Here is a 25,564-nt window from a genome sequence, read left to right as displayed (position 1 = left end):
GTCGGGCACCATGACCGAACTTAGACCCGATGCCGCCGGTAAGGTCGGCTTCCTCCACACGGCGGAGGTCCACGTGGCGACATTCGACGCCCTCTCCCGAAAGCATCTGCCGTCCGCCTCCACGGTCCACCGTGTGGATCCTGAAGCCCTGGAGCTTGCCCGGCAGGACGGGATGGCGGAGAGGGTACGTGCCGTCGTCGCCGCCCATCTGGCGGAACTTCGAGACGCAGGATGCGGAGTCGTCTTGTGCACCTGCTCCACGCTGGGCAAGGTAGCGGAGGACCTGTCGGGTGACGGACTGGCCGTTATCAGGATCGACCGGCCGATGCTTCGCCGTGCCGTGACCCTCGGCCCGCGAATCGGAGTCCTCGTCGCTCTCACGAGCACCATCGAGCCAACCACGCGTGTCCTCGCCGAGGAGGCCGCGGACGCGGGAACTGACATCACCGTTGAGGTCAGCGTGGTGGACGATGCCTGGGATGCCTTCCTGGCCGGCGACGCGGAGGCTTACCACTCAAGCATCGCCCAGGCGGCACGTGTGCTCGCAAGCCGCTGCGACGTCGTCGTCCTCGCCCAGGCGAGCATGGAACCTGCTGCCGCCCAGCTGGCCGGCCTCGAAACACCTGTCCTCACCAGCCCCCGCTCCGCCGTCGAAGCCGTCGCGGCAGTACAACGTGGCTTCAAGAATGACCCGGCAGGGCACCTGCCCAAGGAAGCGGCTGCCGTTCGCCGGCACTGACGGAGGACGACGGCGGAACGTAGTCCCGCCGTCGTCGTTCCATCCGTTGCTGCTGGCCCCGGGAGGGAATCCCGGCTACCGGCCTTCCTCCGAGTGGCTCGGGGTCTGTTGCTGGCTGCTGGTCCACTTCGCGTGTTCCTGGGAGATCAGGCCCTCGATCCGCTCTGCCAGCTGCTGGTGCCGGTCCGACCGCAGATACGGCCCCGCCTTGGCAAGGTACAGGTAGCGTTCGTGTTTGAGGGCCTCAGCGGTGGAACGGTAGGTAATCCAGCGCTCCTGGAACTGGTAGAGGTGCTGGGCGCCCTCCAGGACCACGATGACGGCGGCCAGTGCGCCAGTCACCAGGACAGGACTGCCGATGCCGGCCACCACGGGCAGCACCGCGGCGACCGCGAGTTCCAGCAGCTTGAGCCACTTGTATTGGCGCTGGTTGTCCGCGCTCTTGCCGTCATACCAGCTGATTTGGTCCTCCAGCCGGTCCCATGTGGCATCCTCAGCGGCGGGAGTGCGTACGGCCGTGATAGGCCGTGCGGGTTCCTGTTCATCCTCGCGGCGGGCCATGGGCTTTCCCTTCCCTTGAAGTCAGCTACTCGGCCAGGACAAAGAACACCTGCCATTTATCGGGGCAGAAGCGGTCCCCGGTCAGCACGTAGCAGGGCCACATCTCCCAGCTGCCGGCGCTGGTAATCAGGACCCTGCCCTGGGCGGTGATGGTTTCTCCGGGCTCGAGGGCTTTTCCTTCGTTCATGTCCTCGGCATCGTGGTGTTCCCCTTCCGCATCCCGGGCTCCAACAAACGTGTACTCCAGTTGCAGGGGCTGGTCCGTGGTGTTGGTCAAGGAGTAGCTCACCGTGATGGTGTCGCCGACGCGGGGAGGATCGGGGTCCCGCCGGCTGGCCGCCTGCAGCTCCGCCAGCTCAATCCCGTCTTCACTGGTGACGGGGGAGGAGTCGACGTCGATTCCGCCGCCTCCCTGGACAGGCCCCTGCCGGTCAACAGGGTTGGCATTCGGCGACGTCCTCGTCTGGAGATTGGCGACCAAGAGAACCACCAGCAGGATTACGACGGCGGCGGCGGCCCCGCCTAGAAGAAGCATCCGCTTGGAGAGTCGTTGGTGGCGCGATGTTTCGGTGCTGCCATTTTGCTGGGCGCGGAGGGGCGTGCGGTCCGGTGCACGGGCTGGAGGAGGTGCTGCCGCTGCCGGGATCCCGCCGTCGTCCTGGGTTCTCCGCACCTCGGCGAGGGTGTTGTCCAGGACCTTAAAGAGCCGGCTGGTGTCGAACTCGAAGCGGGCCGGGCTGAATTCCAGGGCCTGCCGGCGCACCAGCCTGACCAGGCTCTCGGGCAATTCGTCGGCGCGGGGCATCCTGGCCGTGTCCACCAGGATGGGGATGACCCTGACGTTCCGGGTCAGGGCAGCCTGGACCTCAAGGCGTACAAAGTCGTCAGGGTCGTCAAGCCGGCGCCGGCCATGCTCGTCAGCGATGGTCAGCCACTCATCGCCTATCAGCACGAGCACCACGTCGCACGAGCCCACGGCCCTGGTGATGGATTCAACAAAGTCGTCGCCCAGTTGGATCGAGTCCACGTCCTTGAAGACCTGGCCGCCGCCGTAACGGTCCGCGAGCCGGTCGTACAGCCAGCCGGCCGGGTAGGCGGTCTCTTCCCGCCGGTAACTGATGAAGATCCGGCCCGTAGCGTTCGGGAGGGAACTAGTCATTGCCCACGACCTTTTGCGACCGAGCCCAGACCCTGCGGGCATTACACCCCCGGAGGCGTTACTGGCGCGTTACTGCCGAGGGGAACGGTCTGTCGATGAAACAGGTAGTTCCAAGCGAAAGGACCTAGGGAAGCGGCTGCCGTTCGCCGACACTGACGGAGGACGACGACGGAACGTAGTCCCGCCGTCGTCGTTCCATCCGTTGCTTCTGGGCTGGCGACGGGATCCTGGCACGCTTGGCGCGGTTGCACCGGGCGCACGCGGCGACGAAGTTCTGCAGGCTGGTGGAACCGCCCTTGGACCAGGGGTAGAAGTGGTCGCCGTGCTCGGCCAGGCGGCCACAGCGCCTCCCGAAGCCGGCTTCCAGCTCGCACAAGCCACCGGCGCGGGCCATTCCTTCGCGCCGCTGCTGGCGGGTGAAGCGGCGGACCGGGTCGCGGCGCCGGACGTCCCGGTTCGTCATGACGGCGGCGGCAATGCCGAGCACGACGGCGGCCACGCCGGGGAGAGTTACCGCGGCGACGACGCCATCGAACAGGCCGCGCAACACCCCGGCGGCGGCGGATGGACCCGCTCCGGCAGCCGGTGTTGCCTTCGCCATGAGCGCTGACATCACCGCGACAGCGAGCCAGATCAGCACCGCCGAGTAGGCGAGGCGAAGGCCTTGTCGTGTCCAATAGATGCGGCCCAGTTCCTGCATCAATTCCCCCATTTACTTGCGCCGAACGATCACGGCCCCGGATGTCCAGGGAAATCGTATAGTCGGGCCGCAGGCTGCTGTCCAAGGTTTAGCTCAGTTTCTGCCGAGGTTCCGGGCCCCCTTTGCAGGCCAGGTCTGGATATGCGGCTCCCCTCTGGGCAGCCTCGCCCGCGATTACCCCTCGCTGGGTGAAGCGGCTGGAGCACGCGCGGGGCTGGTGCGGGAATAAGGGACCGGGGCCGCCATGTTGGTCTCCGGTGTGAAGAACATCGGATTTTTGTCCTTTGGTCATTGGACTGACCACCCCCAGTCCGGCACGCGGAGTGCATCGGACGCGCTGTTGCAAGCGATCGAACTTGCAGTCGCAGCAGAGGAACTGGGTGCGGACGGTGCCTACTTCCGCGTACACCACTTTGCGCAGCAATACGCGTCCCCCTTCCCGTTGCTTGCTGCGATCGGAGCACGGACAAACCGCATTGAGATCGGTACCGGCGTGATCGACATGCGCTATGAGAACCCGCTCTACATGGCCGAGGACGCGGGCGCGGCCGACCTGATCTCAGGTGGCCGGCTTCAGCTGGGCATCAGCAGGGGTTCACCCGAACAGGTGGTCGACGGGTGGCGCCACTTCGGCTTCGTCCCCGCCGAGGGCGAGTCGGATGCGGACATGGGCCGCAGGCACACCGAGCGCCTGCTTGAGGTGCTCACCGGCGAGGGGTTCGCGCAACCGAGCCCGCGCCCGATGTTCCCGAACCCTCCGGGCCTGCTGCGCATCGAGCCTCACTCCGAGGGCTTGCGCGACCGCATCTGGTGGGGTTCCGGCTCCAACGCCACGGCTGTCTGGGCGGCCAAGCTCGGCATGAACCTGCAAAGCTCCACGCTCAAGGACGACGAGAGCGGCAAGCCGTTCCACGTCCAGCAGGCCGAGCAGATTGAGCTCTACCGGCAGGCGTGGAAGGAAGCAGGGCACCAGCGGGAGCCGCGCGTTTCGGTCAGCCGCAGCATCTTCGCCCTGACGGACGAGCGCGACTGGCAATACTTCGGCCGCGACCGCTACAGCTCAGACCAGGTAGGCAACATTGACGAGAAAACGCGTGCCGTTTTTGGCCGGTCCTACGCGGGTGCCCCGGACGAGCTGGCTGCCAAGCTGGCCGAGGACGAGGCAATCGCCGCGGCAGACACCCTGCTGCTCACGGTCCCGAACCAGCTGGGCGTTGACTACAACGCGCACGTTATCGAGTCGATCCTGAAGGATGTGGCCCCGCAGCTCGGCTGGCGCTGATCGCGCCTGCCGACTTTATCTGTCCGGTAAGAGGTTCGCCGCCAATGTCCTGGCCATGAACGTCCCGAAGCGCTCCGCCCTCCAGCCGCGCTTGAGGACCAGGGTCTCGTAGAGCTCGGGCGAGGTGCACATGAAGAAGACGTCGGCCACCTCCTCCACCGTCAGGCCCGGCCGCAGGAATCCCCTTCCGAGCACCTGGCGCGCGTTGTGCAGCATGCGCTGGTACCGCTCGTCATCCACGTCACGCAGGAGCCCGAGCATATCCTGGTCCCCGCTCGCCGCGGCGTCCCTGATGAGGAGGTAGACGGGCGAGCCCAGCGGGCTGATCTCTGCGATGAACCGGCCGAATTGCTCCATGAGTTCGCGGGGATCGGTGGCCGTGGCCTGCGCATGGTCCGACCGCTCTTCCGCCGGCGGGCCCCCGGCTCCAAGCAGGCTTTGCTCGAAGATCGCACGGACCAGCCCGGGCTTCCCACCGAACCCCTTGTAGATAAATTCCTTGGAGACGCCGGCCGCGTGGGCGATGGCGGCGATGGTGGTCCGGCCGTACCCGCGGGCCAGGAACAGCGCGCGCGAGGAGGCGAGCACCCGCTTCCTGGCCTCCTCGGCCGCCTCCTGCCGGCCCCGGGCGTCGTAGCTGCGGGAGCGGGGTGGCGCACCGTTGACCGCGGGTCCCATCGGGCTTAAGCTCCTTGTATCAGTTTGATACAGCTCACTGTATCAGATACGGCTTACCAGCCACTCCGCCTCCCGGGACGGAGGCTAAGGAGCACATCATGGACGCTTCAGGAATCGAGCGCGTCCCCGAAGGCCCGGTGCGGCGCATGCTGGCTGCGGCCAACCGCCATGACCTTGAGGCACTGGTGTCCGAGTTCGCGGAGGACTACAGGAACACCACCCCCGTCCACCCGGCCCGCAGTTTCACGGGCTCGGCGCAGGTCCGGAAGAACTGGACGGCGCTCTTCGCCGGCCTGCCGGACCTCACCCTTACCGTCCACGACGCGGCCACCGGCCCGAACGGCAAACTCTGGATGGAATGGAGCAACCGGGGCACCCGGCCGGACGGATCCGTCCAGCGCGCCGCAGGGGTGGCCATCTTCACGCTCCGCGACGACAAAATCGGCGCGGCCCAGTTCTACCTCGAACCCGTGGATCACGACTCCGGTGACGTGAACGAAGCCGTCCGGGAGGCAGTCCAGGGGGCAGCCGGAGGTGACCGGCCATGATCCTGGTGGTCGGCGGCACAGGCCGCCTGGGCCGCGCGGTGGTTCCCCTGCTCCTCGCCGCCGGGCACCAGGTCCGCATCATGGCCCGGGGCAAGTCCCAGCCTTTCCCCCAAAAGATGGGCGACGGCGTCGAACTCCTCCGCGGGGACCTCGGTTCCGACGCAGACTGCCGGCAAGCGGTGGCCGGCTGCACGGAAGTGGTGTTCACGGCCTCGGGATTTGGGATCAAGGACTCCAACCCGCGGGCGGTTGACCGCGACGGCGCCATCCGGCTGGTCCGCGCCGCAGCCGCCGCCGGAGTGCGGCACGTGGTGATGATGTCCATGCCCGGTGCCGCCGCGGACGGGCCCATTGATTTTCTGCGCTGCAAGGCGGCGGCGGAGGACGCGGTCCGCTCATCCGGCATGGACTGGACGATTGTCCGGATCGGCGCGCTCCTGGAACAGCGGCTGGAGATCATGAGGCCGCCGCTTGAGTCGAAGGGCAAGCTGCCCGTGTTTGGCTCGGGGTCCGCCGCGGTGACCTATACCTCGGTCCGGGACGCGGCCGCCATCGTGGTCCGTGCCCTCCGAGACCCGGCGCTGCGGAACCGCGTCATCGAGTGGGGTTCGCAGACGCTCACTGCAAATGAGGTGACGGAGGCTCTGCTCGCCCAGGCCGGCCACGGATCCGTTCAACGCATTCCAGTCGCCGCCATTTGGTTGTTGTCCGTGGCCGCGCGCCCGGTTTCGCCGTTCCTTGCCAGGATTGCAGGGGCGGCCGTCTGGGAAGACTCGGGGGCAGCCGCGTTCCAGTTTGGGCCGGGGCGCGCAGAGTTCCCGGACATGCCCATCACCGGGCTGCAGCAGGTCCTTGAGGCGTCCGGCGCATCGGGGCGTCCGGCATAGAGGATGGGCAGGATCAGGGCCAGAGCCACCATCCCGACGCCGAGCAGCAGGTGCAGGATGTTGCCGAAGCCGTTCAGCCGTTTGCTTCTATGCGGCGGGAGTGCCAGCTTCCACCGACGCCCAGTGCCGCCGGAGCCCCTCTGCCAGCCGGTCGGGCTCGATCCGGTGCGGCGGATCGAAATGGTGGCGGTGGGGAAACACCTCCAGGTGGAAGTCCGGGAAGAAGACCCTGGCCAGCCGGGCTGCAATTTCCCCGTAGTCGTCCGGATGGCTCAAGCCGCCCAGGGCGAAGAACACCGGCCGGTCGAAAGCGGCCAGCCGTGCCCTGTCCAGGTCATATTCTTTGAAGCTGCGCAGGAACGCCCTGATCCCAGCGGGCCGCTTGGCCATCCACGGCGGCGGCGGACCGGGCTCCTGCGGCGGAAGGACGACGTCGGGCCTCACCTGCAGACGCATGAAGGCGGGCATGAACTGCTCGGGAGGAAGGGCCTCCAGCTCCTGGTACTGCTTCCAGTGGCGCGTGTACGCAGGGCTCCAGTCCCAGTTGCCCGCCCAGGCGGGCTCCAGCAGGGCCAGGCTTTGCAGCCTATCGGGATGTTTGGCGGCGAACGCAAGTGCGACGGCGCCGCCACCGGAGTAGCCGACGAGGTGGAATGTTTGCCAGCCCCGTTCGTCGGCTTCGCGCTGGACGCCGTCCACCTCGGTGTCCAGGGTCCAGTCCGCAGGCGGCTCATCGGTCTTGTAGAGCTCGAGGTCTTTGGCGACGGCCTGCACCTCCGGTCCCAGGGCTTGAATCAGGGCTCTATAAGCCAAGTCCGCGGGGAGCACTGAGCCGGGAAGCAGGATGACCCGATACGGTTCCATGGCAGTACCCTACGCCCGAACTGTACAGGCACAAGGGGGAGTGGAGCACCCCTCCTGGCTCGCCGTCGGCTGTGCCTTCGGGATGGTCATCTGCCGCCGCAAGATCAGGTGTGGCGGGCTGGACTTAGGGGCGAACGGGTGCGGCCGCTTCGTTTCCGAGCACTGTTGTCCATGGGCGGGCGGTCCACGAGGTCACGACGCCGTTGATCACGTAGGGGTCAGCGGCTGCAAAAGCTTGGGCGGCCTCGACTGGGTTCTCGCCGGTGAAGATGAGCAGCCCGGTGAAGGGACCTTCGCCAACTGCCCCGCCCAGCAGAAGCTCGCCGCGTTCGACTGCTTCCCACCCTGCCCTGAGGTGGTCCGGGCGGTATTGTTCGCGGGACTCAAGGTAGTTGTCTGCGTAGGTGTATTCGAGCACGGCGTGCAAGCGCGTCTCCATTCTGGTTGGGGGTTTCAATCGTTGTAGCAGCAGCGTACCCAGTGGCTCTGGTTTCGCTCCCCGCCCGCGCCCTAACCTCGCAAGCTCGGACAGGGACCCTGCGGGCGTATGCCCAAGCTCAACCACCGACGGAGGCCACCTCAACCTGTACGCCGGCCTCACGGAACTTCTGCACCTGGGCGGGGTCGGCGCCGTCGTCCGTCACCAGGGTCCAGGGGAGTGCCAGCCGTGCCCACGCGTGGAAGGGCCGGAGCCCAAGCTTCGACGAGTCCGCCAGCACGTACACGTCCCGGCCGCGGCGGGCCATGAGCTCCTTGAGGCGGGTCTGGGCGTGGTCGGCCTCGCAGATGCCGTCCTCTGCGGTGACGGCGTCGGCGCCGAGGAACACCCGGTCGAAGCTCATCCGCTCCAGCGCCACCTCGGCAAGGGGTCCGACAAAACTCTGCGAAACACTGCGCAGCCGGCCGCCCAGGCAGTCCACCTCGATGCCCTCAGACTCGGCCAGCTCCTGCATCGTATTGATGCCCGGCGTCGTTACGGACAGCTTCTCAAACCCGCGCAGTTCGTGGGCCAGGGCACCCACGGTGGAGCCGGCGTCGAGCAGGATGTTCTCCCCGGGGCGGATCACGGACGCCGCCCACCGGGCGATCGCGTGCTTCTGCTCGAACGCCTCACCGGTGCGCTGCCGCAGGGACGCCTCCGGGTGCGCGCCCAGGGCCATGGCGCCGCCGTAGGTGCGGGCCAGCCGGCCCTGCCCGTTCAGCAACGCGAGATCGCGGCGGATGGTGGAAGCTGTCACTTCGAACCGGGCGGAGAGCTCCTCCACGGAAGCCAAACCGGTGGTGACGGCAAGGTGGTAAATCTCCTCGCGCCGCGCGTTTGCGCTCAGCATTCCCGGTCTCCTTCCCGTGGGCATGGCGGTGGCAGTGGTACCCATGCTAGTTCCGGCTTGGGGTTTCGACGTGTTTGGTTTCGACAAGCTCAACCAACGGCAACGGCCGGTCAGCAATACTACGCTGACCGGCCGTTTTGTCTCTTGCAGGGTGGTTAGAGTGCCTCGTCCCGGGCCGGCGCCAGGTCTACTGCCTGCCGCAGTGCCTCAAGGAGCGACTCGTGGTCGGCGATGTTCTTGCCGGCGATGTCGAAGGCGGTGCCGTGGTCCACGGACGTGCGCACCACGGGCAGGCCCACGGTGATGTTCACGCCGTTTTCCAGGCCCAGGACCTTCACCGGGCCGTGGCCCTGGTCGTGGTACTGGGCCACCACCAGGTCGAAGTCGCCGCGGCCGGCGAGGAAGAACAGGGTATCCGCCGGGAGCGGGCCGAAGGCGTTGATGCCATCAGCCTGGGCCTTCTCGATGCCCGGCTGGATCTTCTCGGCTTCTTCGCCATAGCCGAACAGTCCGTTTTCGCCGGCGTGCGGGTTGATGGCGCACACGGCGATCTTCGGGTTTTCGATGCCGGAGGCCTGCAGCAGCTCGTGTCCGCGCTTGATGGTCCGGTACACAAGGTCACCGTTGATCTTTGCGATCGCATCGATCAGGCCGATGTGGGTGGTCACGTGGATGACGCGCATCTTCGGGGCGGTCAGCATCATGGAAACTTCCTCGGTGCCGGTCAGTTCGGCGAGGAGTTCGGTGTGGCCCGGGTACTTGTGGCCGGCGGCGTGCAGGGCGGCCTTGTTCAGCGGGCCCGTGCAGATCGCATCCACCTTCTTGTGCATGGCCAGCTGAACGGCCTTCTCAATGAACAGGTAGGAGCCGTGGCCGGCCGCGGCGGACAGCTCGCCCCACGCGAGGTCCTCCGGGATGCAGTCGATATCCAGCACGTCGATGGTGCCCTCGTCGAACAGGGCCTCCGACGGTTCGGCGACCTTGCGCAGGGTCAGCGGGCTGGCGACGATATCCGCGGCAAGCTGCAGCCGGCGGAGGTCGCCGATGACGAGCATGCGGGCCTTTGACCGCAGTTCGTTGTCAGCCAGGGCCTTGACGATGATCTCCGGACCGATGCCGGCCGCATCGCCCATGGTGATGGCAACAATCGGGCGTCCCATTATTTGATACTCATTTCAGTCGTTGTGCCAGTAAGGAATTGTTTGGTCCGGGCCAGCGTACCGGCGTCCCCGAATGCGCCGGCCTTAGTGACCAGCAAGGGGAGTGGCTCGGGCAGCTCGCTCATGACGACGCCGGGTTCGATCTCCCCGACGACCGTGAAGCTGCCGGCGCCGAGGGCCTTCAGGACAGCGGTGGCGGTTTCCCCGCCGGTCATGACGAGGGCGTCGCAGTGCCCGATGCCGGCAGCGGTGGCGCGGGCCAGAGCTTCTGCCACCACAAGAGCCTGCGACTTGTCCACGGTGCCCATCGGATCCGGCGTCAGCACCACGTCCGTGCGGGCCATCGCCTGGGCAACGAGGCGGGGGATTGCCGTATCGTCCAGCGCGGCGTGGTCCAGCGTGATGTGTTCCGCGCCGGCCTCCACGAGTGCCTGGGTTTGCTGCCGGGCAAGGCTGGAGTAGCTGCCGATCACCGTTAGGGTGCGGCTTATGTGCCGTTCCTGCGCATTCCGCGCAGCCGTTCCGCCCTCACGCGCAGCAATGTGCCCCGCCAGTCCGCCGGAGCCCACGAGGAGCGTCCGGAAGTCGAGCAGTTCCGCAGCCGCCGCGATCGTTTTCAGGTCGTCATCGGAAGCCGCGTCCAGTACGACGGCGTCAGTCCCGCGTTCCTGCACCTCGCGGAGGTGCCGCGCCAGTTCCTCGGGGTTGCGTCCGGCCACGCCGGTTGCCTCGACGGTCAACCCACCGGCAGCCAGTGCTCCGGCGACGTCACCGCCAAAGTTCCCTTCGGAGTTCCGGACGCCGTTGACGTGGACCACGCCGCCCTGGGTGGTTCTTCCCGTGCCCGGGAAGGCGGGAGCTACAACGGCGAGGCCAATGCCCCGACGACCGGTCAGCTGCGCCAGTGTTGCCGCGACTTCCACACCCACATTGCCCCGCAGCAGGGAGTCGATCTTCTTGAAGACCTGGCGCTGCTGCCCAAGGGCCCGCCGTGCCGCCGTCGTGACGGCCGCGGCGGCTTCCGCGGGAGCCAGGTAACGGCTCTCGGTATTGATTGAAAGGATCTCAGCGTCGGGCCAGGCAGACTCGACGTCCAGGATGACGCAACTGCTGTGCGTGGTACCGTAGGCGGCGGCCGCATCGGCCGCCCCCGTCAGGTCATCGGCGATGATTGCCCACCGCGTGGCTGCGTTGGTGTTCATACTGCGTGTGAAACCTCTTTTGATGCTGCGGCTTCCTTGTTCTTGAGGCGCTTGGCGTACCAGGCAACCACAAGGGGGCAGCCGATGGCCGTGACCACCACGGAGGCGGCAACCAGCACGGTGGCAGGTCCGGCGGCGGGAGCGTAGGCAGGGTTGGCTGCCGCTACCAGCATGGGAACCGTGGCGGCGTTGCCCGCGGTGGTGGCCGCTGCCAGGCCGGCAATGCCGGAGCCTCCCGTCAGCTTGTCAGCGAAGAAGAGGACAGCTCCGCCGGCGATCAGCACGAACAGGCCAAGTGCGACACCCAGCAGCCCTGCGTTGACTACCTGTCCCAGGTTCAGGCCGAAGCCCAATGCGAGGGCGAAGAACGGAATCAGGACCGGGGCCGCGGAGGAGAGGAACTTGCGCATGGCCGGGTCAAGCGCGCCAAGGATGGCTCCGAGGAGCAGGGGGATGATGGCACCCACCAGGGCCTGCCACGGGAAGGCAGAGAGGCCGGCGACGCCGAGGGTGACCATGGTCAGGAAGGGGCCCGATTCCAGTGTCATGACGGAGTAGGCGGCCACGTCCTTGGGCTTGCCGTACTGGCCCATGAGGGCCATGTACATGCCGCCGTTGGTGTCATTCAGGGCGGCCAGGATGGCCAGGACCGACAGGCCGCTGAGGATTCCGCCGTCGATGGGAAGTTCACCCATGAACCGGCCGGCGATGACGCCGATGATGACGGCGAACAGGACCTTGCTGCCGAACAGGACGCCGCCCTTTTTCAGGATGTACGGGGTGGCCTTGATGTCGATGCTGGCACCCATGCAGACGTAGAACACGGCCAGGATAGTGGTGCCGCCGGTGAACAGCGCGCCGGTGAACGAGCCGAAGAATTTGGCGGAGTCCGGTGCGAAGGTGCCCAGGATGGCACCGATGAGCAGGGGGATCAACATCATGCCGCCGGGGACTTTTTCCATGGTGGCCTTGATGGGGACAGACATGTTGCAACCTCATTGTTGTTGGGGGAGAGGGGTCGAGCGCTCGGCTCGAAGCATGATTAAGATCATAAACAGTGATGCGCGTTTAGCGCAAGCCTCAATGCGCACAACGCGCAGAGAGTTTGTGAAGGCGCCCGATGTCCTGAGCGGCCCGACGGCGTGTCGGAAGCCCGGCGGAAGCTTCCAAGCGGGTGCTTTTTCATTGCTTCGTGCGGCCCATTTCTTTCGCAACCAACCGATGTTGACGGTGCAGGTAGGCGAGCGTAAAACAACGAATAGGGGCAGCTTCGGCCGGAAATCCGCCCGGGAATCAGTCGATGCGCCGAGCAAAGCCGAGGAGGAAATCGTGGTCAAGTCCTCAGAAACGGTCATTCTTGCCCGGAAGCCGCAGGAGGTGTTCCGGTTCGTCGCGGACCTCCGGAATGAACCCAAGTGGCACACGGACGTTGACTCCGTGCCCCAGGGGACGGATCCTGTTCCGGTGGTGGGCAAGACGTATCCGCTCAAGTTCAAGCCGTTCATGGGAACCACTGACGGAACCTTGACCGCGATTGACGTCCAGCAGGATGCGCGCGTGGTGTACCGGGGCGAATTCGGGGGACTTCAGCCAACCATCTCCTACAACATCGAGCCTGCCGGGGAAGGGACCAGGTTCACGCGTTCCGTTGAGTTGCATCCCGCCGGACTGAAGATACTGATGGCGCCGGTGATGGCTTTTATGGTGCCGCGGAACAACAAAGAGGTTGTCGGGAACCTCAAACGACAGCTCGAGGCCTGAAATTCGAGGATGTCATGGAACGTTTCACTGACCTCGATACCTCCAGTGCGCGTGGGCGCGCCAAAGTTAAAAGGCCCCAGGCCACACCCGGGGTTAGCTCGGCGATGCGGAAAGCCAGTTCGCTCATCGTCCGATAAGCCGAGGAAGCCTGGCAAGTGTGGCCGGTTCCGGAGACTCAGATAAGTGCCGGCGCTTGTACGGTTGCTGCTGCTCGGACCGTGCCCTACTCCCGGAAGTTCAGCGAGTCGAACTGCTCCTGCCACAGGGACTTCTCTTGGTCCACGTACCGCCTATACGACGCAGTCCATTTGGGCCAGATGTCCGTTCCGGCGTGGGTATCGGCAGCCGGCCGGTCTGGGACCTGGGCAACGCTCCGCTGAACTGGCGCGTGGGGCACGTTCGGCCTCTGCCGGACGGGCGGCTGCGACGGCGCGTTCAGTCGGTTTATTGGCCCGGAAGGCAGTGGTTTCAGGTCCATCAGCCAGAGGACGATCTTGGATACCGTCCAGATAATGCCGAACAGGACCATGGCGGCGAAAAGGAAAACTACCCACAGTAGGAGCCCGATGAACACCATGACCCATTTTACCTAGCTGGTGCCCGTTTTGGGGTGCGGATTCGGGTTTGGACAGGCTCGGTTTCGACAAGCTCACGCACCGAGGTTTCGCTCCCCACCCACCCCCTAACCTCGCAAGCTCGGCCAGGGAACCCTGCGGGCGTGGGGCCGGCTCAACCACCGGGTTACAGCTCGAGTGTGAACACCCACAGCAGCACGTCCTCGCCGGGCACGTACCAGTCCCGCTCCGGTGCGCGCCGGAAGCCGAACGACTCATACAGCCTGTGGGCGCGCTCCATAAACGTGGCGCTGGTAATGCTGATGGCCTCGACGCCGGGCAGTTGCCTGGCGTGCTCCACCACCTTGCCCACCACTGCGCGGCCCAGGCCATTGCCCTGGCAGGCCGGGTCCACGGCCAGCATCCGGAACTCCAGCTCACCGTCCAGGGCGATCTCGCTGTACGGCTCGCCGGCAAACGTCAGCGTCACCGCAGCAACCACCCGCCCGGCGGCTTCCGCCACCCACACCTGCGCATGCTCGGCCCGGTGCTCCACGTCCTCCAGCACGCTCATGTACGGATGGTCCGTCGCGAAGTGACCAGCCGCCAGGTACGCGTCGCGGGTGATGCGTCGGACCTCCGGCAAGTCCGACGGCGCCGCCAGCCTGAATGCGATGCTCACCGCGCGCCTGCGGTCGCGGCAGTCCGCTCGACATAGTGACCCAGCCGTGCCAGTCCCGGCTGTGACGAGGGATCGCCCACTGCGTCCCCGCCCACCGCGTTGGCCACAGCCAGTGCCCGGGCGTAGTCCAGTCCCTGCTGCAGCGCCAGGACCAGGGCGGCGCAGAACGCATCACCGGCGCCGATGGTGTTGGCTACCGCCACTGACGCCGACGGTGCCTCGGCTACCTTCCTGCCGTGCTCAAACATGGCCGAGCCTTCGCCGCCGTACGTCACCGCCACCAGCTTCGCCGTCGCGAGGGCGGGGATCAGGGCGTACTCGCTTTCGTTCACGATCACCAGGTCGCAGCGCTCCAGCAGCTCCGCCGGCAGGTCCATGGCAGGCGCGGCGTTCAGCACAAAGTAGCCCGTCGACCGGCGGGCAGCCTCCAGCACCACCGGCAGGCCCACTTCCAGCTGGCACAGCACCGCCTCGTCCGGGCCGAACTCGACGCCTTCCAACGACAGATGGGAGTTGGCGCCCGGGCACACCACGATCTGGTTCTCGCCGTCGCGGTCCACCACAATGAGGGCCGTCCCCGTCGGCTGGGGCAGGACGGCCACGTCGGCAGTGTCGACGCCGGCGTTCGCCAGGGCGTCCAGCATCAGCCGGCCGTGTGCATCGCTGCCCACCGCGCCGACCATGCGTGCGCTGCCGCCCAGCCGGGCGGCGGCTGCGGCCTGGTTGGCCCCCTTGCCGCCGGGCTGCTCGGACAGGACGGCATCGCCGATGGTTTCGCCAGCGGTGGGGAGCCGCTGGGCGGTGGCGATCAGGTCCAGGTTGATGCTGCCCACAACGGTGAGGGCAGGAAGTTGGTTGCTCATGAGATTCCTTACGGGGGAGGAGCCGGAAGCGGCCGGATTAGGAAATAGTGTACGGCACTGTTGTACTTGTCAGTCATACATGGTTGTATAACAACTCACATCCACAAGGCAGTAAGCCCAAAACAAAGGAGTTTGATGTGAACACCCCAACCCCCGCGGCAGCCGCGCCTCCCGCCCAAGCCGCCGACGCCGCCGTCGTCCATGAAACGAATGCCCCCACATTCCAGGGCCGCCGCGCAGCCCTGCTGATCTCAACCCTCCTGCTCGGCGTGCTGTCCTTCCAGCTCAACGCCAGCATGGTCACCCCTGCACTGCCGCAGATCGCCGCCGAATTCGGCCAGGGCGCGGACAGCGCCGCCCCCGTCCAGTCCATGTTCTTCCTGGCCGGCGCCATCGCCGGGCCCGTGATCGGCCGGTGGAGCGACTTCATCGGCCGCCGCGCCGCGCTGCTCCTGGTCCTCGGCATCATGGGTGCCGGGACCATTCTCTGCATCACCGCCCCCACCCTGCCGCTGCTGATCACCGGCCGGTTCCTGCAGGGCGTCTCCAGCGCCGTCTTCGCGCTCGCCTATATCGTGCTCAGCGAGAACCTCCAGGCCAAGGTCTTCGGCACCTCCGTGGGCATCATCGCGGCCATCAACGGCGGAATCGGCGGCGTGGACGGCTACGTGGGCGGGCTGATGGCCGAGACGCTCGGCTTCCGGTCCATCTTCGGCGTCGTCCTGGTCCTCACCGCCATCGCGGCCGCGTGCATCATCAAAATGGTGCCCAAGGGCCGTCCCGCAGGTGTCCGCGGCGCCATGGACTGGTGGGGCGCCGGGTCCCTCTCGCTGTTCCTGGTGTTCATCACCTACTTCGTCTCCGGGGGTTCGGCAGCAGGCTGGACCGCACCCTCCACCCTGATCCTGCTGGCCGGCACCATCGCGTCCTTCGCCGCCTTCTGGCTGATCGAGAAGCGCCGCAGCAACCCGCTGATCGCCGTCCACCACCTGCGCTCACGCCAGGTGTGGCCGGTCATCGCCACCACCGTCCTCACCCTGGCCGGCATCTTCGCCATCATCAACTTCACCGTGGTGCTGCTCAGCCAGGATCCCGACGGCGGATTCGGGCTGACCGCGTCCGTCTCGGCTTTGCTGTTCCTCACCCCGGCCGCGCTCATCGGCGTTTTCGCCGCACCTTTGGCCGGCTGGCTGGCCGACCGTCGCGGCTGGATCAAGACCCTCCGGTTTGGCACGGGGCTCAGCCTCGCCTGCGCCATCGCTGCCGCCACCTTCTCCACCAACCAGACGGCGGTGCTGATCGCCGTCGCAGCCCTGGGCATCTTCTACAACGGACTGTTCCTCACCGCCATCAACGGACTCTCGGTGCTCCTCTCACCCAAGGAAGCCCCGGCCGCCCTGCCCGGCATCAACGGTGCGTCCTTCGGCATCGGGGCGAGCCTCGGCGTCGTCCTCGTGGCGCCCTTCGCCGCCCAGGCCACGGCCGCCGGGTATGCCAGCGCCCTCTGGATCTCGGTGGCCATCACCGCCGCCGCGTTCATCGTCAGCCTCTTCGTCGCCGCCCCCAAGGGCGAGACCGTCTAACCCGCTTCAACCGAAAGAGAACCACCATCATGACCGCCACCTCCCCGTTCTACCTGGACTGCGACACCGGAATCGACGACGCCCTCGCCCTGGCCTACCTGCTGGCCGCCCCCGCCGCCGATGTGGTGGGCATCGGGACCGTCAGCGGCAACGTCAGTGCCGCCGTCGGCGCCCGCAACACCCTGGACCTGCTCCAGCTCGCCGGCCACGCCCACATCCCTGTGGCGCTCGGCGCGCATGACCCCCTCGCCGGTTCGTTCGGCGGCGGGGCGCCGTGGGTGCACGGTGGGAACGGGATCGGCGAGGTGGCGCTGACGACGGCGGCCGCTTCCGTTGCGGGGGAGTCCGCGGCGGAGATGCTGGTGCGGCTTGCCCGTTTGTACCCTGGCACGTTGAAGGTCCTGGCGATCGGCCCGCTGACCAACATCGCCGAGGCCCTCCGGCTGGAGCCTTCCCTGCCGTCCCTGGTGGAGTCCATCACGGTGATGGGCGGGGCCGCCCTGGCTCCCGGCAACATCACGCCGGTGGCTGAGGCCAACATCCACAACGACCCCGAAGCCGCCGCCCTGGTGCTGGCCGCCGACTGGGACATCACTCTGGTGCCGCTGGACGTGACCATGGCCTCTGTCCTGGAGGAAACGCACCGGCAGGAGCTGCTGGCATCTTCTTCCCCGGTGGCTCAGGCGCTGGGGGAGATGCTGGGCTACTACTTCCGGTTCTACGAGGGCATCTATGGCCGGCCTTGCTCCGCCATGCACGATCCGCTGGCGGCGGCGCTCGCGGTAGGCGGGGCCCACGCCGCGGTGGCACCCGTGGTGCGGGCCGCCGTCGACACCTCTTCCGGTCCCGGCCGCGGGCAGACCATCTGCGACATGCGCGGCCTGTACGCCGGCTATCCGAAGGTGCGCGGCGCGCGCTGCCGCGTGGTGCTCTCGCTCGAGGAGGACTTCGCCCCGCACCTGGTCGAGACGCTGTTGACCTACTTCCCGGCGGTTGTGCCTGGACCCCCGGTGGCTGAGCCTGTACCCCCGGTGGTTGAGCCTGTCGAAACCACGACGGCGGCACTCGCCTCAGCGGGATCGGCCGTCTAAAGCGTCTCGGGGACCGGGCGGCCGGGGAAGAGCGTGGCGTACTGTTTCCGGTACAGCCTGCGCCCGAAGAGACGGTAGGCGAGGCGGACCGGCGGGGGAATTTCCTTAAACATTTCCCTCCGGTCCGCGGGCGGATTCGTGGCCAGCACCATCCCGAGGTATCCCACCAGGAACTTCTTGTCGAGCTGGTCGATCCCGTGCTGCGCGGCGGTCTTCATCTCCTTCTCCGTCAGCACCCTGTCCACCACCGGCATCACCTCGGTGACTTCGCGGCGTAGGTGGATGTTGAGGACGGCCTTCAGGTCTTCGTAGCGTGCAGCGAGTTCTGAGCCGGTTTCGGCGTCTGCCGTCTGCATCCAGCGCAGGCGGAGCGGCTCGATGGCCTCGAGGCGTTGGGTGACCTGCCGGTGCTGCTCGAGCATCTGCGCCACGTGGAGCGCGCAGGCCGGTGCCCGCTCCTTCATCGGCGGGTACATGAGCAGGTCCTCGCCTTCGTGATGGATGTGGAGCACCTTGTCGAAGTTTCCCAGCACGTCGCCCACGTAGGCTGCGCGGGCAGTGTCTCCGGCTGCGGCGGAGCGCACCAGCCCGGGCGCCTCCTCATAGGCCCACAGGAAAAAGCGGTGAATGCGCCGCATGCCGGCGGTCCCGCCGCACAGGATGGGTCCGGCTGGCAGCGGAGCTGCTGTCTCGCCGGGCTGCATGGTGAAGAAGTCGGTCATTGGTGGGCCCCTTTGCGCTCGTTATGGCAGACCAGGCCCTCTCCCCGCCAGCATCGTAGCCGCTGCCCGCAATGGGACACAATGGGCTCCGGTTTGCTGGGGGCGTAAGTACATTTCACCGCCCGGTACAGGGATTTAGTCACTCCCAGGAATTGGGTATAGGGGATTGATTGCGCACCTTTTAGCACCCGGCCTACGCTTTGCATACCTGGCATGTGGCGGTGGTTGTTTCTGGGCCGGCCATCGCTTTGTCAGTTCGATGCATAAGTCCCCAGTAGAAACAGCGATCAAAATGAATGCTCCGTCCGCTGGCTTCGCAAACCCCCTGCCTTGGGGTCTGAGACGATCTTCAGCCTTGTCAGGCGGCGGGTTGACGTTCCGGCGTAGATGCCTGGCCATAGCCTCCTCCCTTTGTCTGCTGGCTGGGTTCGCCATCATGGCACCCACAACGGCAAATGCGGCAACAATCACCTCGGTGGCCACCATGGACACCTACACTCAGCGGGACAGGCCGGCGACGAACTTCGGGACCAGCGCCCGCTTGTCTACCGAGGGCCGCGCGGGCATCTGGCGGCACACGTTCCTGCGGTTCAACGTTCAGGTTCCTGCCGGCCAGCACGTTGTTTCGGCCAAACTGCGGGCGTATTCGGAGGCGTCTGCCACGTCCACCCAGTTCGTGGATGTCTCCACCACGTCCGGGGGCTGGACCGAACGTGGGCTCACCTGGAATAACGCACCTGCGGCCGGGACATGGCTGGGGAGAGCCGGAGGCTTCCGCACGGGCTCCTGGGTTGAATGGGATGTGACCCAGGGCGTCAGCGCAAATGGAGGCGAACAGAACTTCAAGCTGGAAAGCGGAGCGCAGAAGTGGATCGGGTTCAAATCAAAGGAATCCCCTAGTTCCACCCTCCGGCCCCGGCTGGTGGTGACCACCGCGCCGGACGCGGGTTCCTCTACCGAGGCCGCTGTGCTCCATGGCTGGGGCGCCCCTGTTGCCGGCGACGAGTTCAATTATGCAGGTGCCCCGGACGCCACGAAGTGGAACGTCTACAACAGCCTGGGGCACGGAGGCAACGGTATCCGGAGTCCGCAGCAGGCTGCCGTGAATGGTTCCACGATGGTCATCACCGGGACACCGGACGGAACTACCGCCGGCATGTCCGCCAAGTTCGCACGCCAGAAGTATGGGCGGTGGGAGATCCGTGCGGCGGGGTCCGGTGACAACGAATACCGTTTGGTGTCCCTTCTGTGGCCGGACAGTGGAAACTGGCCATGTGAAGGGGAAATCGACTACGCGGAAACCACCGGTGACTGGAACCTGATCAAGTTCTTCCACCACTATGGATGCACGAACTCGCAGACGTCAGGGTCCATGGTCCTGGACATTTCCCAGTTCCACAACTACGCGGTTGACTGGTCGCCGAATGGAATGGTCGGCTACATCGACGGCGTGAAGTGGTTTGAGGACACCGACCCCGCGCACCAGCCTCCGGCGTCAATGCACCAGACACTGCAACTGGACTGGTTCCCGGACGGGACTCCCGACGGCCCCGGCGAGATGCGGGTGGACTGGGTCCGTGTGTATGCGGCTGGAACCTAGGGGCAGTTCGGCCGCCGATAAGCCCCCGGGCAAAAGACCCGGACGCCGGTGCCCGTCAGGACTGGAGGGACTGCATCACGGAAAGGTGCCCGGCCCGTGCGGCCACCAGGCATTTGGCCAGGTAAAAGGGCTGGTTGCCGTACCTGACGTACTGGGTGAGGACCAGCACAGGATCGGACGGGCGGAGGTCCAGCAGCTTGGCGCGGCTGGGCCCCACCTGGCTCAGGCTGATCTGGCACTCGCCCGGACCGGGAAGCCGGCCCAGCTGTTTGTTGAGGGAGGCAAGCAAAGTACTTCCGCCGTCGTCCTCTATGTCCAAAGGGGCGGCAGGGCCGGTGCCGAGGCTGACCGGCTGGGCGGAAATGTTTTCCTGCAGGTGGGCGATGGCCTCGCCGTCGCGGATCAGGACGGATTCCCAGAGCCAGCAGTCGGTGCCCGGCTCGACGCCGACGCCCGGCGCGGCGAACTCGGACGCGGGCTGGCGCACAACCTGGACGCGCTTGACCTCGAGCTGTTGTCCGGCAGTGCCGAGGACTTCCTCGAAGGGGCGGATGCGTTCGATGCCGATGCGGGGGAGGGTGTCCGAGACGAAACGGCCGACGCCGCGCCTCGCCCTGATGAGCCCGTCCTCCTCCAGCAGCATTAGGGCTTCGCGGACCACTGTGCGGCTGACTTTCATGTCCGCCCCGAGTTCGGTTTCGGTGGGGATCATGGAGCCGGGCGTGAGGAGGCCGTTGCGGATGGCTTCGGCGATCCGGGAGTACACCGCCACGCGGAGGGGGGAGCCGGGCTGGGCGGCCACCGGCTGGGACAGGAACCGGGCGGCGTCCTGGTGCACGTTATGCCTCGCTTCGTGGGTCTGGGATTTCCAGCCTACCGGTGTGACGGGTTTGTTGGACAACAGGACAGCGAAGGATCCAGTCGCCGGTCAGCCGCCTGAATCCAATGGAGTCACGCAGCGCCCGCCACGACTGACGCCAACTGCAAGGATCCGACCGCGAAGGCGGCCGCGACCGCTATGCCCGTGACGACGGCGTTGTAGTAGCTCCTTCCTGCGGGCCGAAGTGAGGCCCAACTGTAGGCGGCGCTCATGAAGCAGCCGTTGAGGCTGTCGAGCAGCATCATGCCGGCGGCAAAAAGAACCGGCAGCACCAGGCCCGCGTAGGGGGCGGTCAACAGCAGTCCTCCTGCCGTAACGCAAAGGAAGGCGACCTCCAGGGCTGTGTCCAGCCCCAGTCCAAAAAGCATTCCCACCAGGAATATTCCGCCGGGCTTGTCCACCACCCAGGACGTTCGGGACAGCAGCATGCTTACCGGCGTTCTGACTGCGGGAAATGTTCCCTCGCCATGGCTTGCCCGGGGAGGGGCCTGCCTTCTGAAGGCGCCAAGCAGCGCTTTGAGATTGGCGAGGCCGATGACGTAGAGGAACAGGCCTGTCACCAGCGCCCCTGCCGGCCCAAACGCCTGGGGGACGGCCCCCTCCAGGGATGGAGCGGCGGCAAAGCTGTGGATTCCCAGCGTTATCAGTCCGGACAACACAAAGACCAATGAGCAGTGGCCCAGGGAGAACCAGTATCCGACAGATGCGGCGGGGCGGCCCTGTTGAATCAGTGTGCGCGTTACCCCGTCGATCGCGGCGATGTGGTCGGCATCGAAAGCGTGGCGGAGTCCCAACAGGTATGCCGTCAGCCCAAGCCCGGCCAAGGTGAACCCTGGTCCGGACTTTGGGGGCGGAGCGAGCAGTAGGACGCCGCCCCATCCAAGGACGTGCAGAAACACAATGAACGCCGTGGCCATTCCGCCTGGGAAGAGCCAGCCCGGCGCTTTTACGTTGGCGGATACCATGCGCCGCATCCGGAGCCGGTGACCGAGGGCTTGCGCCTGCATTGCCCGGGCTCTTTAGCGGGGCGGGGTCAGGTTGTAGCGCGAAATGATGTCGGGCAGCCATGGTGCCTCGGCGAACTGGAGCCCGAAATCGGCAGCAAGTTTTTCGATGAGCCCGGGATCCGGGGGGCCGGCCTCGAGGTGATCGGCGAGGCCCCAGAAAAAGTGTTCAAAACCCGCAGGGCTGATGATCTCGATCATGCGGGCGGGTACTTTGCCGGCATTCCACATGGTGTGCAGTTCATTCCGAGGTTTGGTGATGTATCCGCCCGCACCCAGAACGGCCTGCCGCTCACCGGACCGGAATCCGATTTCCCCTTCGAGAACGATGGAGTATTCATCCTCACGCGTGTGGATGTGGGGAGGCACCAAAGCCCCCACGGGGAAGGGATGCTCCACGATGGATAGCTGTTCATGGGTGTCTGCGCCGAAGAGTTTAAATACGACGCCGATGGTTCCCAGCGGTGCTTCGCGTCCCTGCCCCGGCTCCACGACAGTCAGCCGTGGAGCCTCATCTTGTTCCATGACGGATCCCTTTCACAATTGGTGGGCGCCAGTTTGGATATACACTGGTGTATATCGAATTATCCGCAGGGGAAAGGGCTGAGTCAATACTTTGAGTGAACAGCAGCGTTCAGCCAAAGCCCGGCAATATCAGATGCGCAAGCGCGCGGACCAGATGGACAGCACGCGCCAACGCATTGTCGAGGCCACCTCCCGCCTCCACGCCACCATCGGCCCGGCACGCACCACGATTGCCGGGATTGCCGAGCAGGCGGGAGTAACCCGGTTGACCGTTTACAAGCACTTCCCGGACGAGGCTGATCTCTACAACGCCTGTTCGGCTCACTGGCGGTCCAATCAACAACTCCCGGACCCCGCGGCATGGTCGAAGACCGCAGACCCGGACTGCCGCCTGCGCCTGGGCCTGTCCGATATATACCGTTTCTACCGCGACGGCGCAGACATGCTCCTGCGGCTCTATCGGGACAAGGAAGTGCTGCCCGAGGGGCTGCGCCGCAGCCTGCAGGACCGTGATGAGCATTTTCGGGACGTACTGTCAGAGCCCTTTACGGACCACCGGGACAGCCAGACCCTGCGGGCCCTTGTTGGCCACGCTGTCTCTTTCTGGACCTGGCACTCCCTCTGCCAAAGCAACGGGCTTGCCGAAGAAGCCGCAGTGGAAGCGATGGCGGCGTTGGTAGCCGCGGCCCCGGTAGTAGCGTTACCCAAGCCCGGCGCGCCTTGACAGCCAGTCCGTGCATGGGAATGCCGCCTGAGGAATACTGAAGGTGCCGGGCCTTGCCTGTGGTTCACGCGCCAGGCCTCGGTTCGGCTTCTCGAAGGGGGTATCGGTTGGAGTCAGCAGTCCCTCGCCGCAGATCCCTCCGGGGCGCGGCGGCAATCTTCGCAGCCCTTCTGGCGTTCTCCGCCGCCGGGTGCACGGGCACTCCCAAACCGCCCGCGTCTCCTGTGCCTGATGTCCACATCGCCGCTGTGGGCGACATGAACGACGCCGGGAATGTTGACCCGGACAGCCCGTCAGGCCGGAACGCTGCGGAGATCACCCGGCTCGTGGAGAACAACGAGATTGACGCTTTCCTGGGGCTCGGGGACTTTCAGTACAGCACCGCGCGGTGCAAAGACTACGTGGACTACTGGAAGACGCTGTGGGGCGGCACCCTGCCCAAGTTGTACTGGGTGTCGGCCCCTAACCACGACTGGGAACCCGGACGCAATGCAGACCTGGACAACTTCATGGATGGCCGGTGCCCTGGGTCACCGGAGAAGGCTGCGATCAACCAGGAGCGTGGTTCGATCTCGAACGGGGAACCGTACTCGAAGGACTTCGGGAACTGGCATTTCGCGTTCCTGTCCTCCGCACAGTGGAAGTACAACCCCAAGCGGGCCCGGGAGCTGACCACCTGGCTGGACCAGGACCTCGCCGCTGCCAAGGAGGCTGGCAAGCACCTGGCCGTGGTGTACCACGAACCGTATTTCACCTCGAACACGGACCAACATGAGCGGGCCGCCGACCACAAGCCCTGGGTCGACGTGATGTGGAAGTACCGGGTCCGGCTGACCCTGTCAGCGTCACAACACAACTACGAGCGGTCATGCCCGGTGAATAACTCTGACGACTGCGTCGATGACGGGATGACCGCGTTCCAGGTTTCGACGGGCGGCACCAGCCTCCGGTCCTTTATCAGCAGTCCGCGGTACATCGAGAAGCGGTTCAGCGACACCCACGGGTTCCTTAGGCTGACGCTGCACGGGGACGGGTCCTTCGACTGGAACTTCGTGCCAACAACCGGGACAAGCACGGACTCGGGTACGCGTTCCAAACCGTAGAAAGTCCCATTCCGGCTATGCGGCTAGGCCCTCCGCCCGCTCCCAGTGCTCCCGCAACAACGCTGCCACCCGGTCCGGCTCGATCCGGTGCGGCGGGTCGAAGTGGTGCCGCTGCGGAAATACTTCAAGCCGGAAGTCCGGGAAGACCTTGGCGAGACGCTCCGCATTGTCGGCGTAGTCGTCAGGGTTGCTCAGCCCGCCAAGGATAAAGAGCACCGGCCTGGTGAAAGCGGCCAGCCGCGAACGGTCAAGATCATAGGACTTGAAGGTTTCCACGAACGCCCTGATGCCGGCGGGGCGCTTTGCCATCCACGGCGGCGGGGGACCCGGCGGCGGTGGCGGCAGGACGACGTCGTGCTTAACTCCCAGCCGCATAAACGCGGGCATAAACTGCTGTGGCGGCAGCGCGTCCAGCTGGTCATACTGCTTCCACAGCTGCGCATGGGCGGGACTCCAGTCCCAGCTCCCTGCCCACGCCGGCTCCAGCAGGGCCAGGCTGAGCAGGCGCCCGCCGTGCTTCGCGGTGAAGGCCAAAGCGGCCGATCCGCCGCCCGAATACCCCACCAGGTGGAACGTGTCCCAGCCCCGCGCATCCGCTTCGTGCAGGACGCCGTCGATCTCGGTGTCCGGGCTCCATCCGGGCGGGGGAGTGTCACCTGCGTAGAGTTCCAGGTCCTTCGCGGCGGCCTGGACTTCCGGCCCCAAAGCCTCGATCAGCGCGCCGTACGCCGGCTGGGCGGGCAGCACGCTCCCGGGAAGAAGAATTGCCCGAACTGGTTCCATGGGGAGGATGCTACGCCCGCCATGACACGTCCGGAACGTGAAGAGCCCCGGCGGCAGCGGAAGCTGCGGCCGGGGCCATCAACTGTGCGGATGCGGCGGATTGCCGCGGGGACGTCTAGGCGCGTGAGGTGTTGCGGCCCTTGGTGAGGATCACGGCAAGGGCGATCATCCCCACGCCGAGCAGCAGGTGCAGGATGTTGTCGAAGCCGTTGAGGGGCACGAAGTTGCCGGCGGAATCCTGGGGGACCACCAGGCCGTAGATGAACAGGACCAAGTAGATGACCCCGCCGTAGAGCAGGAATGAGCGGGCGCCGGCGGCGCTCCTGGCCAGTGCGATGCCCGCTGCGCCGAAGAGCAGGTGGACGATGTTGTGCAGGGCCGAGACCTGGAAGAGGCCCAGCAGCATGGCTTCGGAGTGGTGGCCGGCGATGTGCAGCTGGTCGAAGTTGCTGGTGATGCCCGGAACGAAGCCCAGGACGCCAACCAGCAGGAACACTGCCCCCACAACGATCGATGCCTTCTGGACGTTGGTGCGTGCTGCCATGCCGGTGCTGGTGTGTGTTGCCATGGTGAACTCC

Annotated in this window: 29 protein-coding genes; 10 read left to right on the top strand and 19 right to left on the bottom strand. The window is 66.1% G+C overall.

Annotation, left to right across the window (positions count from 1 at the left end):
- The first annotated feature begins 10 nt into the window (after positions 1 to 10).
- On the top strand, positions 11 to 739 hold the full coding sequence (locus FNL14_RS03605; RefSeq protein ID WP_181762531.1) for an aspartate/glutamate racemase family protein: 729 nt from the start codon (positions 11 to 13) through the stop codon (positions 737 to 739).
- A gap of 75 nt (positions 740 to 814) precedes the next feature.
- Here the strand turns inward: FNL14_RS03605 and FNL14_RS03595 are convergent, their stop codons facing one another.
- The 3 genes from FNL14_RS03595 to FNL14_RS03585 form a co-directional block, all read right to left on the bottom strand.
- Positions 815 to 1,300 carry a DUF4231 domain-containing protein gene (locus FNL14_RS03595; protein ID WP_142057692.1) on the bottom strand — a complete coding sequence of 162 codons (486 nt, stop codon included), beginning with the start codon at positions 1,298 to 1,300 and terminating at the stop codon, positions 815 to 817.
- A gap of 25 nt (positions 1,301 to 1,325) precedes the next feature.
- A complete protein-coding gene (locus FNL14_RS03590) occupies positions 1,326 to 2,459 on the bottom strand; it encodes a toll/interleukin-1 receptor domain-containing protein (RefSeq protein ID WP_181762530.1) in 1,134 nt (377 codons plus the stop codon).
- Between the two features lie 124 nt (positions 2,460 to 2,583).
- Positions 2,584 to 3,159 (bottom strand): HNH endonuclease, encoded by a 576-nt coding sequence (locus tag FNL14_RS03585; RefSeq protein WP_142057688.1) that lies wholly within the window; start codon positions 3,157 to 3,159, stop codon positions 2,584 to 2,586.
- A 259-nt stretch (positions 3,160 to 3,418) separates the two neighbouring features.
- Between FNL14_RS03585 and FNL14_RS03580 the strand changes: the two genes are divergently transcribed.
- Complete coding sequence (locus tag FNL14_RS03580) at positions 3,419 to 4,441, top strand: LLM class flavin-dependent oxidoreductase (RefSeq protein WP_142057868.1); 1,023 nt, start codon at positions 3,419 to 3,421, stop codon at positions 4,439 to 4,441.
- Positions 4,442 to 4,456: 15 nt separating this feature from the next.
- Here the strand turns inward: FNL14_RS03580 and FNL14_RS03575 are convergent, their stop codons facing one another.
- Positions 4,457 to 5,119, bottom strand: coding sequence for a TetR/AcrR family transcriptional regulator (locus FNL14_RS03575; RefSeq protein ID WP_142057686.1), 663 nt, complete (start codon positions 5,117 to 5,119; stop codon positions 4,457 to 4,459).
- 98 nt (positions 5,120 to 5,217) lie between these two features.
- On the opposite strand from FNL14_RS03575, the gene FNL14_RS03570 reads away from it, so the two are divergent.
- Positions 5,218 to 5,667: a nuclear transport factor 2 family protein gene (locus FNL14_RS03570; RefSeq protein WP_142057684.1), complete on the top strand. Its 450-nt coding sequence runs from the start codon at positions 5,218 to 5,220 to the stop codon at positions 5,665 to 5,667.
- Positions 5,664 to 6,554 carry an NAD(P)H-binding protein gene (locus tag FNL14_RS03565; RefSeq protein ID WP_142057682.1) on the top strand — a complete coding sequence of 297 codons (891 nt, stop codon included), beginning with the start codon at positions 5,664 to 5,666 and terminating at the stop codon, positions 6,552 to 6,554. The genes FNL14_RS03570 and FNL14_RS03565 overlap by 4 nt, the downstream gene beginning before the upstream one ends.
- 87 nt (positions 6,555 to 6,641) lie before the next feature.
- Here the strand turns inward: FNL14_RS03565 and FNL14_RS03555 are convergent, their stop codons facing one another.
- The 6 genes from FNL14_RS03555 to FNL14_RS03530 form a co-directional block, all read right to left on the bottom strand.
- Positions 6,642 to 7,418 (bottom strand): alpha/beta fold hydrolase, encoded by a 777-nt coding sequence (locus tag FNL14_RS03555; RefSeq protein ID WP_142057680.1) that lies wholly within the window; start codon positions 7,416 to 7,418, stop codon positions 6,642 to 6,644.
- A 124-nt stretch (positions 7,419 to 7,542) separates the two neighbouring features.
- Positions 7,543 to 7,845, bottom strand: a complete 303-nt coding sequence (locus FNL14_RS03550) for a YciI-like protein (RefSeq protein ID WP_142057678.1) — start codon at positions 7,843 to 7,845, stop codon at positions 7,543 to 7,545.
- 130 nt (positions 7,846 to 7,975) lie between these two features.
- A complete protein-coding gene (locus FNL14_RS03545) occupies positions 7,976 to 8,749 on the bottom strand; it encodes a DeoR/GlpR family DNA-binding transcription regulator (RefSeq protein ID WP_142057676.1) in 774 nt (257 codons plus the stop codon).
- Positions 8,750 to 8,904: 155 nt separating this feature from the next.
- Entirely contained in the window at positions 8,905 to 9,909 is a 1,005-nt protein-coding gene (gene pdxA, locus FNL14_RS03540) for a 4-hydroxythreonine-4-phosphate dehydrogenase PdxA (RefSeq protein WP_142057674.1), read from the bottom strand.
- Positions 9,909 to 11,111: a four-carbon acid sugar kinase family protein gene (locus FNL14_RS03535; RefSeq protein WP_142057672.1), complete on the bottom strand. Its 1,203-nt coding sequence runs from the start codon at positions 11,109 to 11,111 to the stop codon at positions 9,909 to 9,911. The genes pdxA and FNL14_RS03535 overlap by 1 nt, the downstream gene beginning before the upstream one ends.
- The gene (locus FNL14_RS03530; RefSeq protein WP_091417814.1) at positions 11,108 to 12,097 is read right to left on the bottom strand and encodes a 2-keto-3-deoxygluconate permease; all 990 of its coding nucleotides are present in this window, start codon (positions 12,095 to 12,097) and stop codon (positions 11,108 to 11,110) included. Before FNL14_RS03530 ends, FNL14_RS03535 begins: the two co-directional genes overlap by 4 nt.
- A gap of 343 nt (positions 12,098 to 12,440) precedes the next feature.
- Between FNL14_RS03530 and FNL14_RS23215 the strand changes: the two genes are divergently transcribed.
- Positions 12,441 to 12,872 carry an SRPBCC family protein gene (locus FNL14_RS23215; protein WP_181762529.1) on the top strand — a complete coding sequence of 144 codons (432 nt, stop codon included), beginning with the start codon at positions 12,441 to 12,443 and terminating at the stop codon, positions 12,870 to 12,872.
- Positions 12,873 to 13,095: 223 nt separating this feature from the next.
- On the opposite strand, the gene FNL14_RS03520 is transcribed toward FNL14_RS23215, so the two are convergent.
- From FNL14_RS03520 to FNL14_RS03510, 3 genes are all read right to left on the bottom strand, one after another.
- Entirely contained in the window at positions 13,096 to 13,449 is a 354-nt protein-coding gene (locus FNL14_RS03520; protein ID WP_142057667.1) for a hypothetical protein, read from the bottom strand.
- Between the two features lie 164 nt (positions 13,450 to 13,613).
- Positions 13,614 to 14,108: a GNAT family N-acetyltransferase gene (locus FNL14_RS03515; protein ID WP_142057665.1), complete on the bottom strand. Its 495-nt coding sequence runs from the start codon at positions 14,106 to 14,108 to the stop codon at positions 13,614 to 13,616.
- Positions 14,105 to 14,971, bottom strand: a complete 867-nt coding sequence (locus FNL14_RS03510; protein ID WP_142057663.1) for a ribokinase — start codon at positions 14,969 to 14,971, stop codon at positions 14,105 to 14,107. Before FNL14_RS03510 ends, FNL14_RS03515 begins: the two co-directional genes overlap by 4 nt.
- Before the next feature lie 137 nt (positions 14,972 to 15,108).
- Between FNL14_RS03510 and FNL14_RS03505 the strand changes: the two genes are divergently transcribed.
- Together FNL14_RS03505 and FNL14_RS03500 are read left to right on the top strand one after the other, a co-directional pair.
- Positions 15,109 to 16,554: an MFS transporter gene (locus tag FNL14_RS03505; protein ID WP_142057661.1), complete on the top strand. Its 1,446-nt coding sequence runs from the start codon at positions 15,109 to 15,111 to the stop codon at positions 16,552 to 16,554.
- Positions 16,555 to 16,583: 29 nt separating this feature from the next.
- Complete coding sequence (locus FNL14_RS03500; protein ID WP_142057659.1) at positions 16,584 to 17,645, top strand: nucleoside hydrolase; 1,062 nt, start codon at positions 16,584 to 16,586, stop codon at positions 17,643 to 17,645.
- Here FNL14_RS03500 and FNL14_RS03495 read toward each other — a convergent pair.
- Positions 17,642 to 18,367 carry a hemerythrin domain-containing protein gene (locus tag FNL14_RS03495; protein ID WP_142057656.1) on the bottom strand — a complete coding sequence of 242 codons (726 nt, stop codon included), beginning with the start codon at positions 18,365 to 18,367 and terminating at the stop codon, positions 17,642 to 17,644. The two genes, FNL14_RS03500 and FNL14_RS03495, sit on opposite strands and share 4 nt — an antisense overlap.
- 436 nt (positions 18,368 to 18,803) lie before the next feature.
- On the opposite strand from FNL14_RS03495, the gene FNL14_RS03490 reads away from it, so the two are divergent.
- Complete coding sequence (locus FNL14_RS03490; RefSeq protein WP_142057654.1) at positions 18,804 to 19,967, top strand: DNRLRE domain-containing protein; 1,164 nt, start codon at positions 18,804 to 18,806, stop codon at positions 19,965 to 19,967.
- 55 nt (positions 19,968 to 20,022) lie between these two features.
- Here the strand turns inward: FNL14_RS03490 and FNL14_RS03485 are convergent, their stop codons facing one another.
- The 3 genes from FNL14_RS03485 to FNL14_RS03475 form a co-directional block, all read right to left on the bottom strand.
- Entirely contained in the window at positions 20,023 to 20,805 is a 783-nt protein-coding gene (locus tag FNL14_RS03485) for a GntR family transcriptional regulator (RefSeq protein WP_142057866.1), read from the bottom strand.
- Between the two features lie 113 nt (positions 20,806 to 20,918).
- Positions 20,919 to 21,854, bottom strand: coding sequence for a HoxN/HupN/NixA family nickel/cobalt transporter (locus FNL14_RS03480; protein ID WP_142057652.1), 936 nt, complete (start codon positions 21,852 to 21,854; stop codon positions 20,919 to 20,921).
- Between the two features lie 12 nt (positions 21,855 to 21,866).
- Positions 21,867 to 22,376, bottom strand: coding sequence for a cupin domain-containing protein (locus tag FNL14_RS03475; protein WP_091417842.1), 510 nt, complete (start codon positions 22,374 to 22,376; stop codon positions 21,867 to 21,869).
- A gap of 91 nt (positions 22,377 to 22,467) precedes the next feature.
- Between FNL14_RS03475 and FNL14_RS03470 the strand changes: the two genes are divergently transcribed.
- Both FNL14_RS03470 and FNL14_RS03465 read left to right on the top strand, forming a co-directional pair.
- Positions 22,468 to 23,100, top strand: coding sequence for a TetR/AcrR family transcriptional regulator (locus FNL14_RS03470; protein WP_220126146.1), 633 nt, complete (start codon positions 22,468 to 22,470; stop codon positions 23,098 to 23,100).
- 107 nt (positions 23,101 to 23,207) lie between these two features.
- A complete protein-coding gene (locus FNL14_RS03465; RefSeq protein WP_142057650.1) occupies positions 23,208 to 24,203 on the top strand; it encodes a hypothetical protein in 996 nt (331 codons plus the stop codon).
- Between the two features lie 15 nt (positions 24,204 to 24,218).
- On the opposite strand, the gene FNL14_RS03460 is transcribed toward FNL14_RS03465, so the two are convergent.
- Both FNL14_RS03460 and FNL14_RS03455 read right to left on the bottom strand, forming a co-directional pair.
- Positions 24,219 to 24,986: an alpha/beta fold hydrolase gene (locus FNL14_RS03460; protein ID WP_142057648.1), complete on the bottom strand. Its 768-nt coding sequence runs from the start codon at positions 24,984 to 24,986 to the stop codon at positions 24,219 to 24,221.
- A 115-nt stretch (positions 24,987 to 25,101) separates the two neighbouring features.
- On the bottom strand, positions 25,102 to 25,554 hold the full coding sequence (locus FNL14_RS03455) for a DUF4383 domain-containing protein (RefSeq protein ID WP_142057646.1): 453 nt from the start codon (positions 25,552 to 25,554) through the stop codon (positions 25,102 to 25,104).
- Positions 25,555 to 25,564 lie beyond the last annotated feature (10 nt).

The organism is Pseudarthrobacter sp. B4EP4b (genome assembly GCF_006680095.1).
Classification (GTDB): domain Bacteria; phylum Actinomycetota; class Actinomycetes; order Actinomycetales; family Micrococcaceae; genus Arthrobacter.
This window is presented reverse-complemented; position numbering and strand designations above follow the sequence as displayed.

Bases quoted from the DNA above. Each gene is read 5' to 3' on its own strand.
- FNL14_RS03605 (WP_181762531.1), top strand. From the start codon at position 11: ATGACCGAACTTAGACCCGATGCCGCCGGTAAGGTCGGCTTCCTCCAC.
- FNL14_RS03595 (WP_142057692.1), bottom strand. From the start codon at position 1,300: ATGGCCCGCCGCGAGGATGAACAGGAACCCGCACGGCCTATCACGGCC.
- FNL14_RS03590 (WP_181762530.1), bottom strand. From the start codon at position 2,459: ATGACTAGTTCCCTCCCGAACGCTACGGGCCGGATCTTCATCAGTTAC.
- FNL14_RS03585 (WP_142057688.1), bottom strand. From the start codon at position 3,159: ATGCAGGAACTGGGCCGCATCTATTGGACACGACAAGGCCTTCGCCTC.
- FNL14_RS03575 (WP_142057686.1), bottom strand. From the start codon at position 5,119: ATGGGACCCGCGGTCAACGGTGCGCCACCCCGCTCCCGCAGCTACGAC.
- FNL14_RS03570 (WP_142057684.1), top strand. From the start codon at position 5,218: ATGGACGCTTCAGGAATCGAGCGCGTCCCCGAAGGCCCGGTGCGGCGC.
- FNL14_RS03565 (WP_142057682.1), top strand. From the start codon at position 5,664: ATGATCCTGGTGGTCGGCGGCACAGGCCGCCTGGGCCGCGCGGTGGTT.
- FNL14_RS03555 (WP_142057680.1), bottom strand. From the start codon at position 7,418: ATGGAACCGTATCGGGTCATCCTGCTTCCCGGCTCAGTGCTCCCCGCG.
- FNL14_RS03545 (WP_142057676.1), bottom strand. From the start codon at position 8,749: ATGCTGAGCGCAAACGCGCGGCGCGAGGAGATTTACCACCTTGCCGTC.
- pdxA (WP_142057674.1), bottom strand. From the start codon at position 9,909: ATGGGACGCCCGATTGTTGCCATCACCATGGGCGATGCGGCCGGCATC.
- FNL14_RS03535 (WP_142057672.1), bottom strand. From the start codon at position 11,111: ATGAACACCAACGCAGCCACGCGGTGGGCAATCATCGCCGATGACCTG.
- FNL14_RS03530 (WP_091417814.1), bottom strand. From the start codon at position 12,097: ATGTCTGTCCCCATCAAGGCCACCATGGAAAAAGTCCCCGGCGGCATG.
- FNL14_RS03520 (WP_142057667.1), bottom strand. From the start codon at position 13,449: ATGGTGTTCATCGGGCTCCTACTGTGGGTAGTTTTCCTTTTCGCCGCC.
- FNL14_RS03510 (WP_142057663.1), bottom strand. From the start codon at position 14,971: ATGAGCAACCAACTTCCTGCCCTCACCGTTGTGGGCAGCATCAACCTG.
- FNL14_RS03500 (WP_142057659.1), top strand. From the start codon at position 16,584: ATGACCGCCACCTCCCCGTTCTACCTGGACTGCGACACCGGAATCGAC.
- FNL14_RS03495 (WP_142057656.1), bottom strand. From the start codon at position 18,367: ATGACCGACTTCTTCACCATGCAGCCCGGCGAGACAGCAGCTCCGCTG.
- FNL14_RS03490 (WP_142057654.1), top strand. From the start codon at position 18,804: ATGGCACCCACAACGGCAAATGCGGCAACAATCACCTCGGTGGCCACC.
- FNL14_RS03480 (WP_142057652.1), bottom strand. From the start codon at position 21,854: ATGCAGGCGCAAGCCCTCGGTCACCGGCTCCGGATGCGGCGCATGGTA.
- FNL14_RS03475 (WP_091417842.1), bottom strand. From the start codon at position 22,376: ATGGAACAAGATGAGGCTCCACGGCTGACTGTCGTGGAGCCGGGGCAG.
- FNL14_RS03460 (WP_142057648.1), bottom strand. From the start codon at position 24,986: ATGGAACCAGTTCGGGCAATTCTTCTTCCCGGGAGCGTGCTGCCCGCC.
- FNL14_RS03455 (WP_142057646.1), bottom strand. From the start codon at position 25,554: ATGGCAACACACACCAGCACCGGCATGGCAGCACGCACCAACGTCCAG.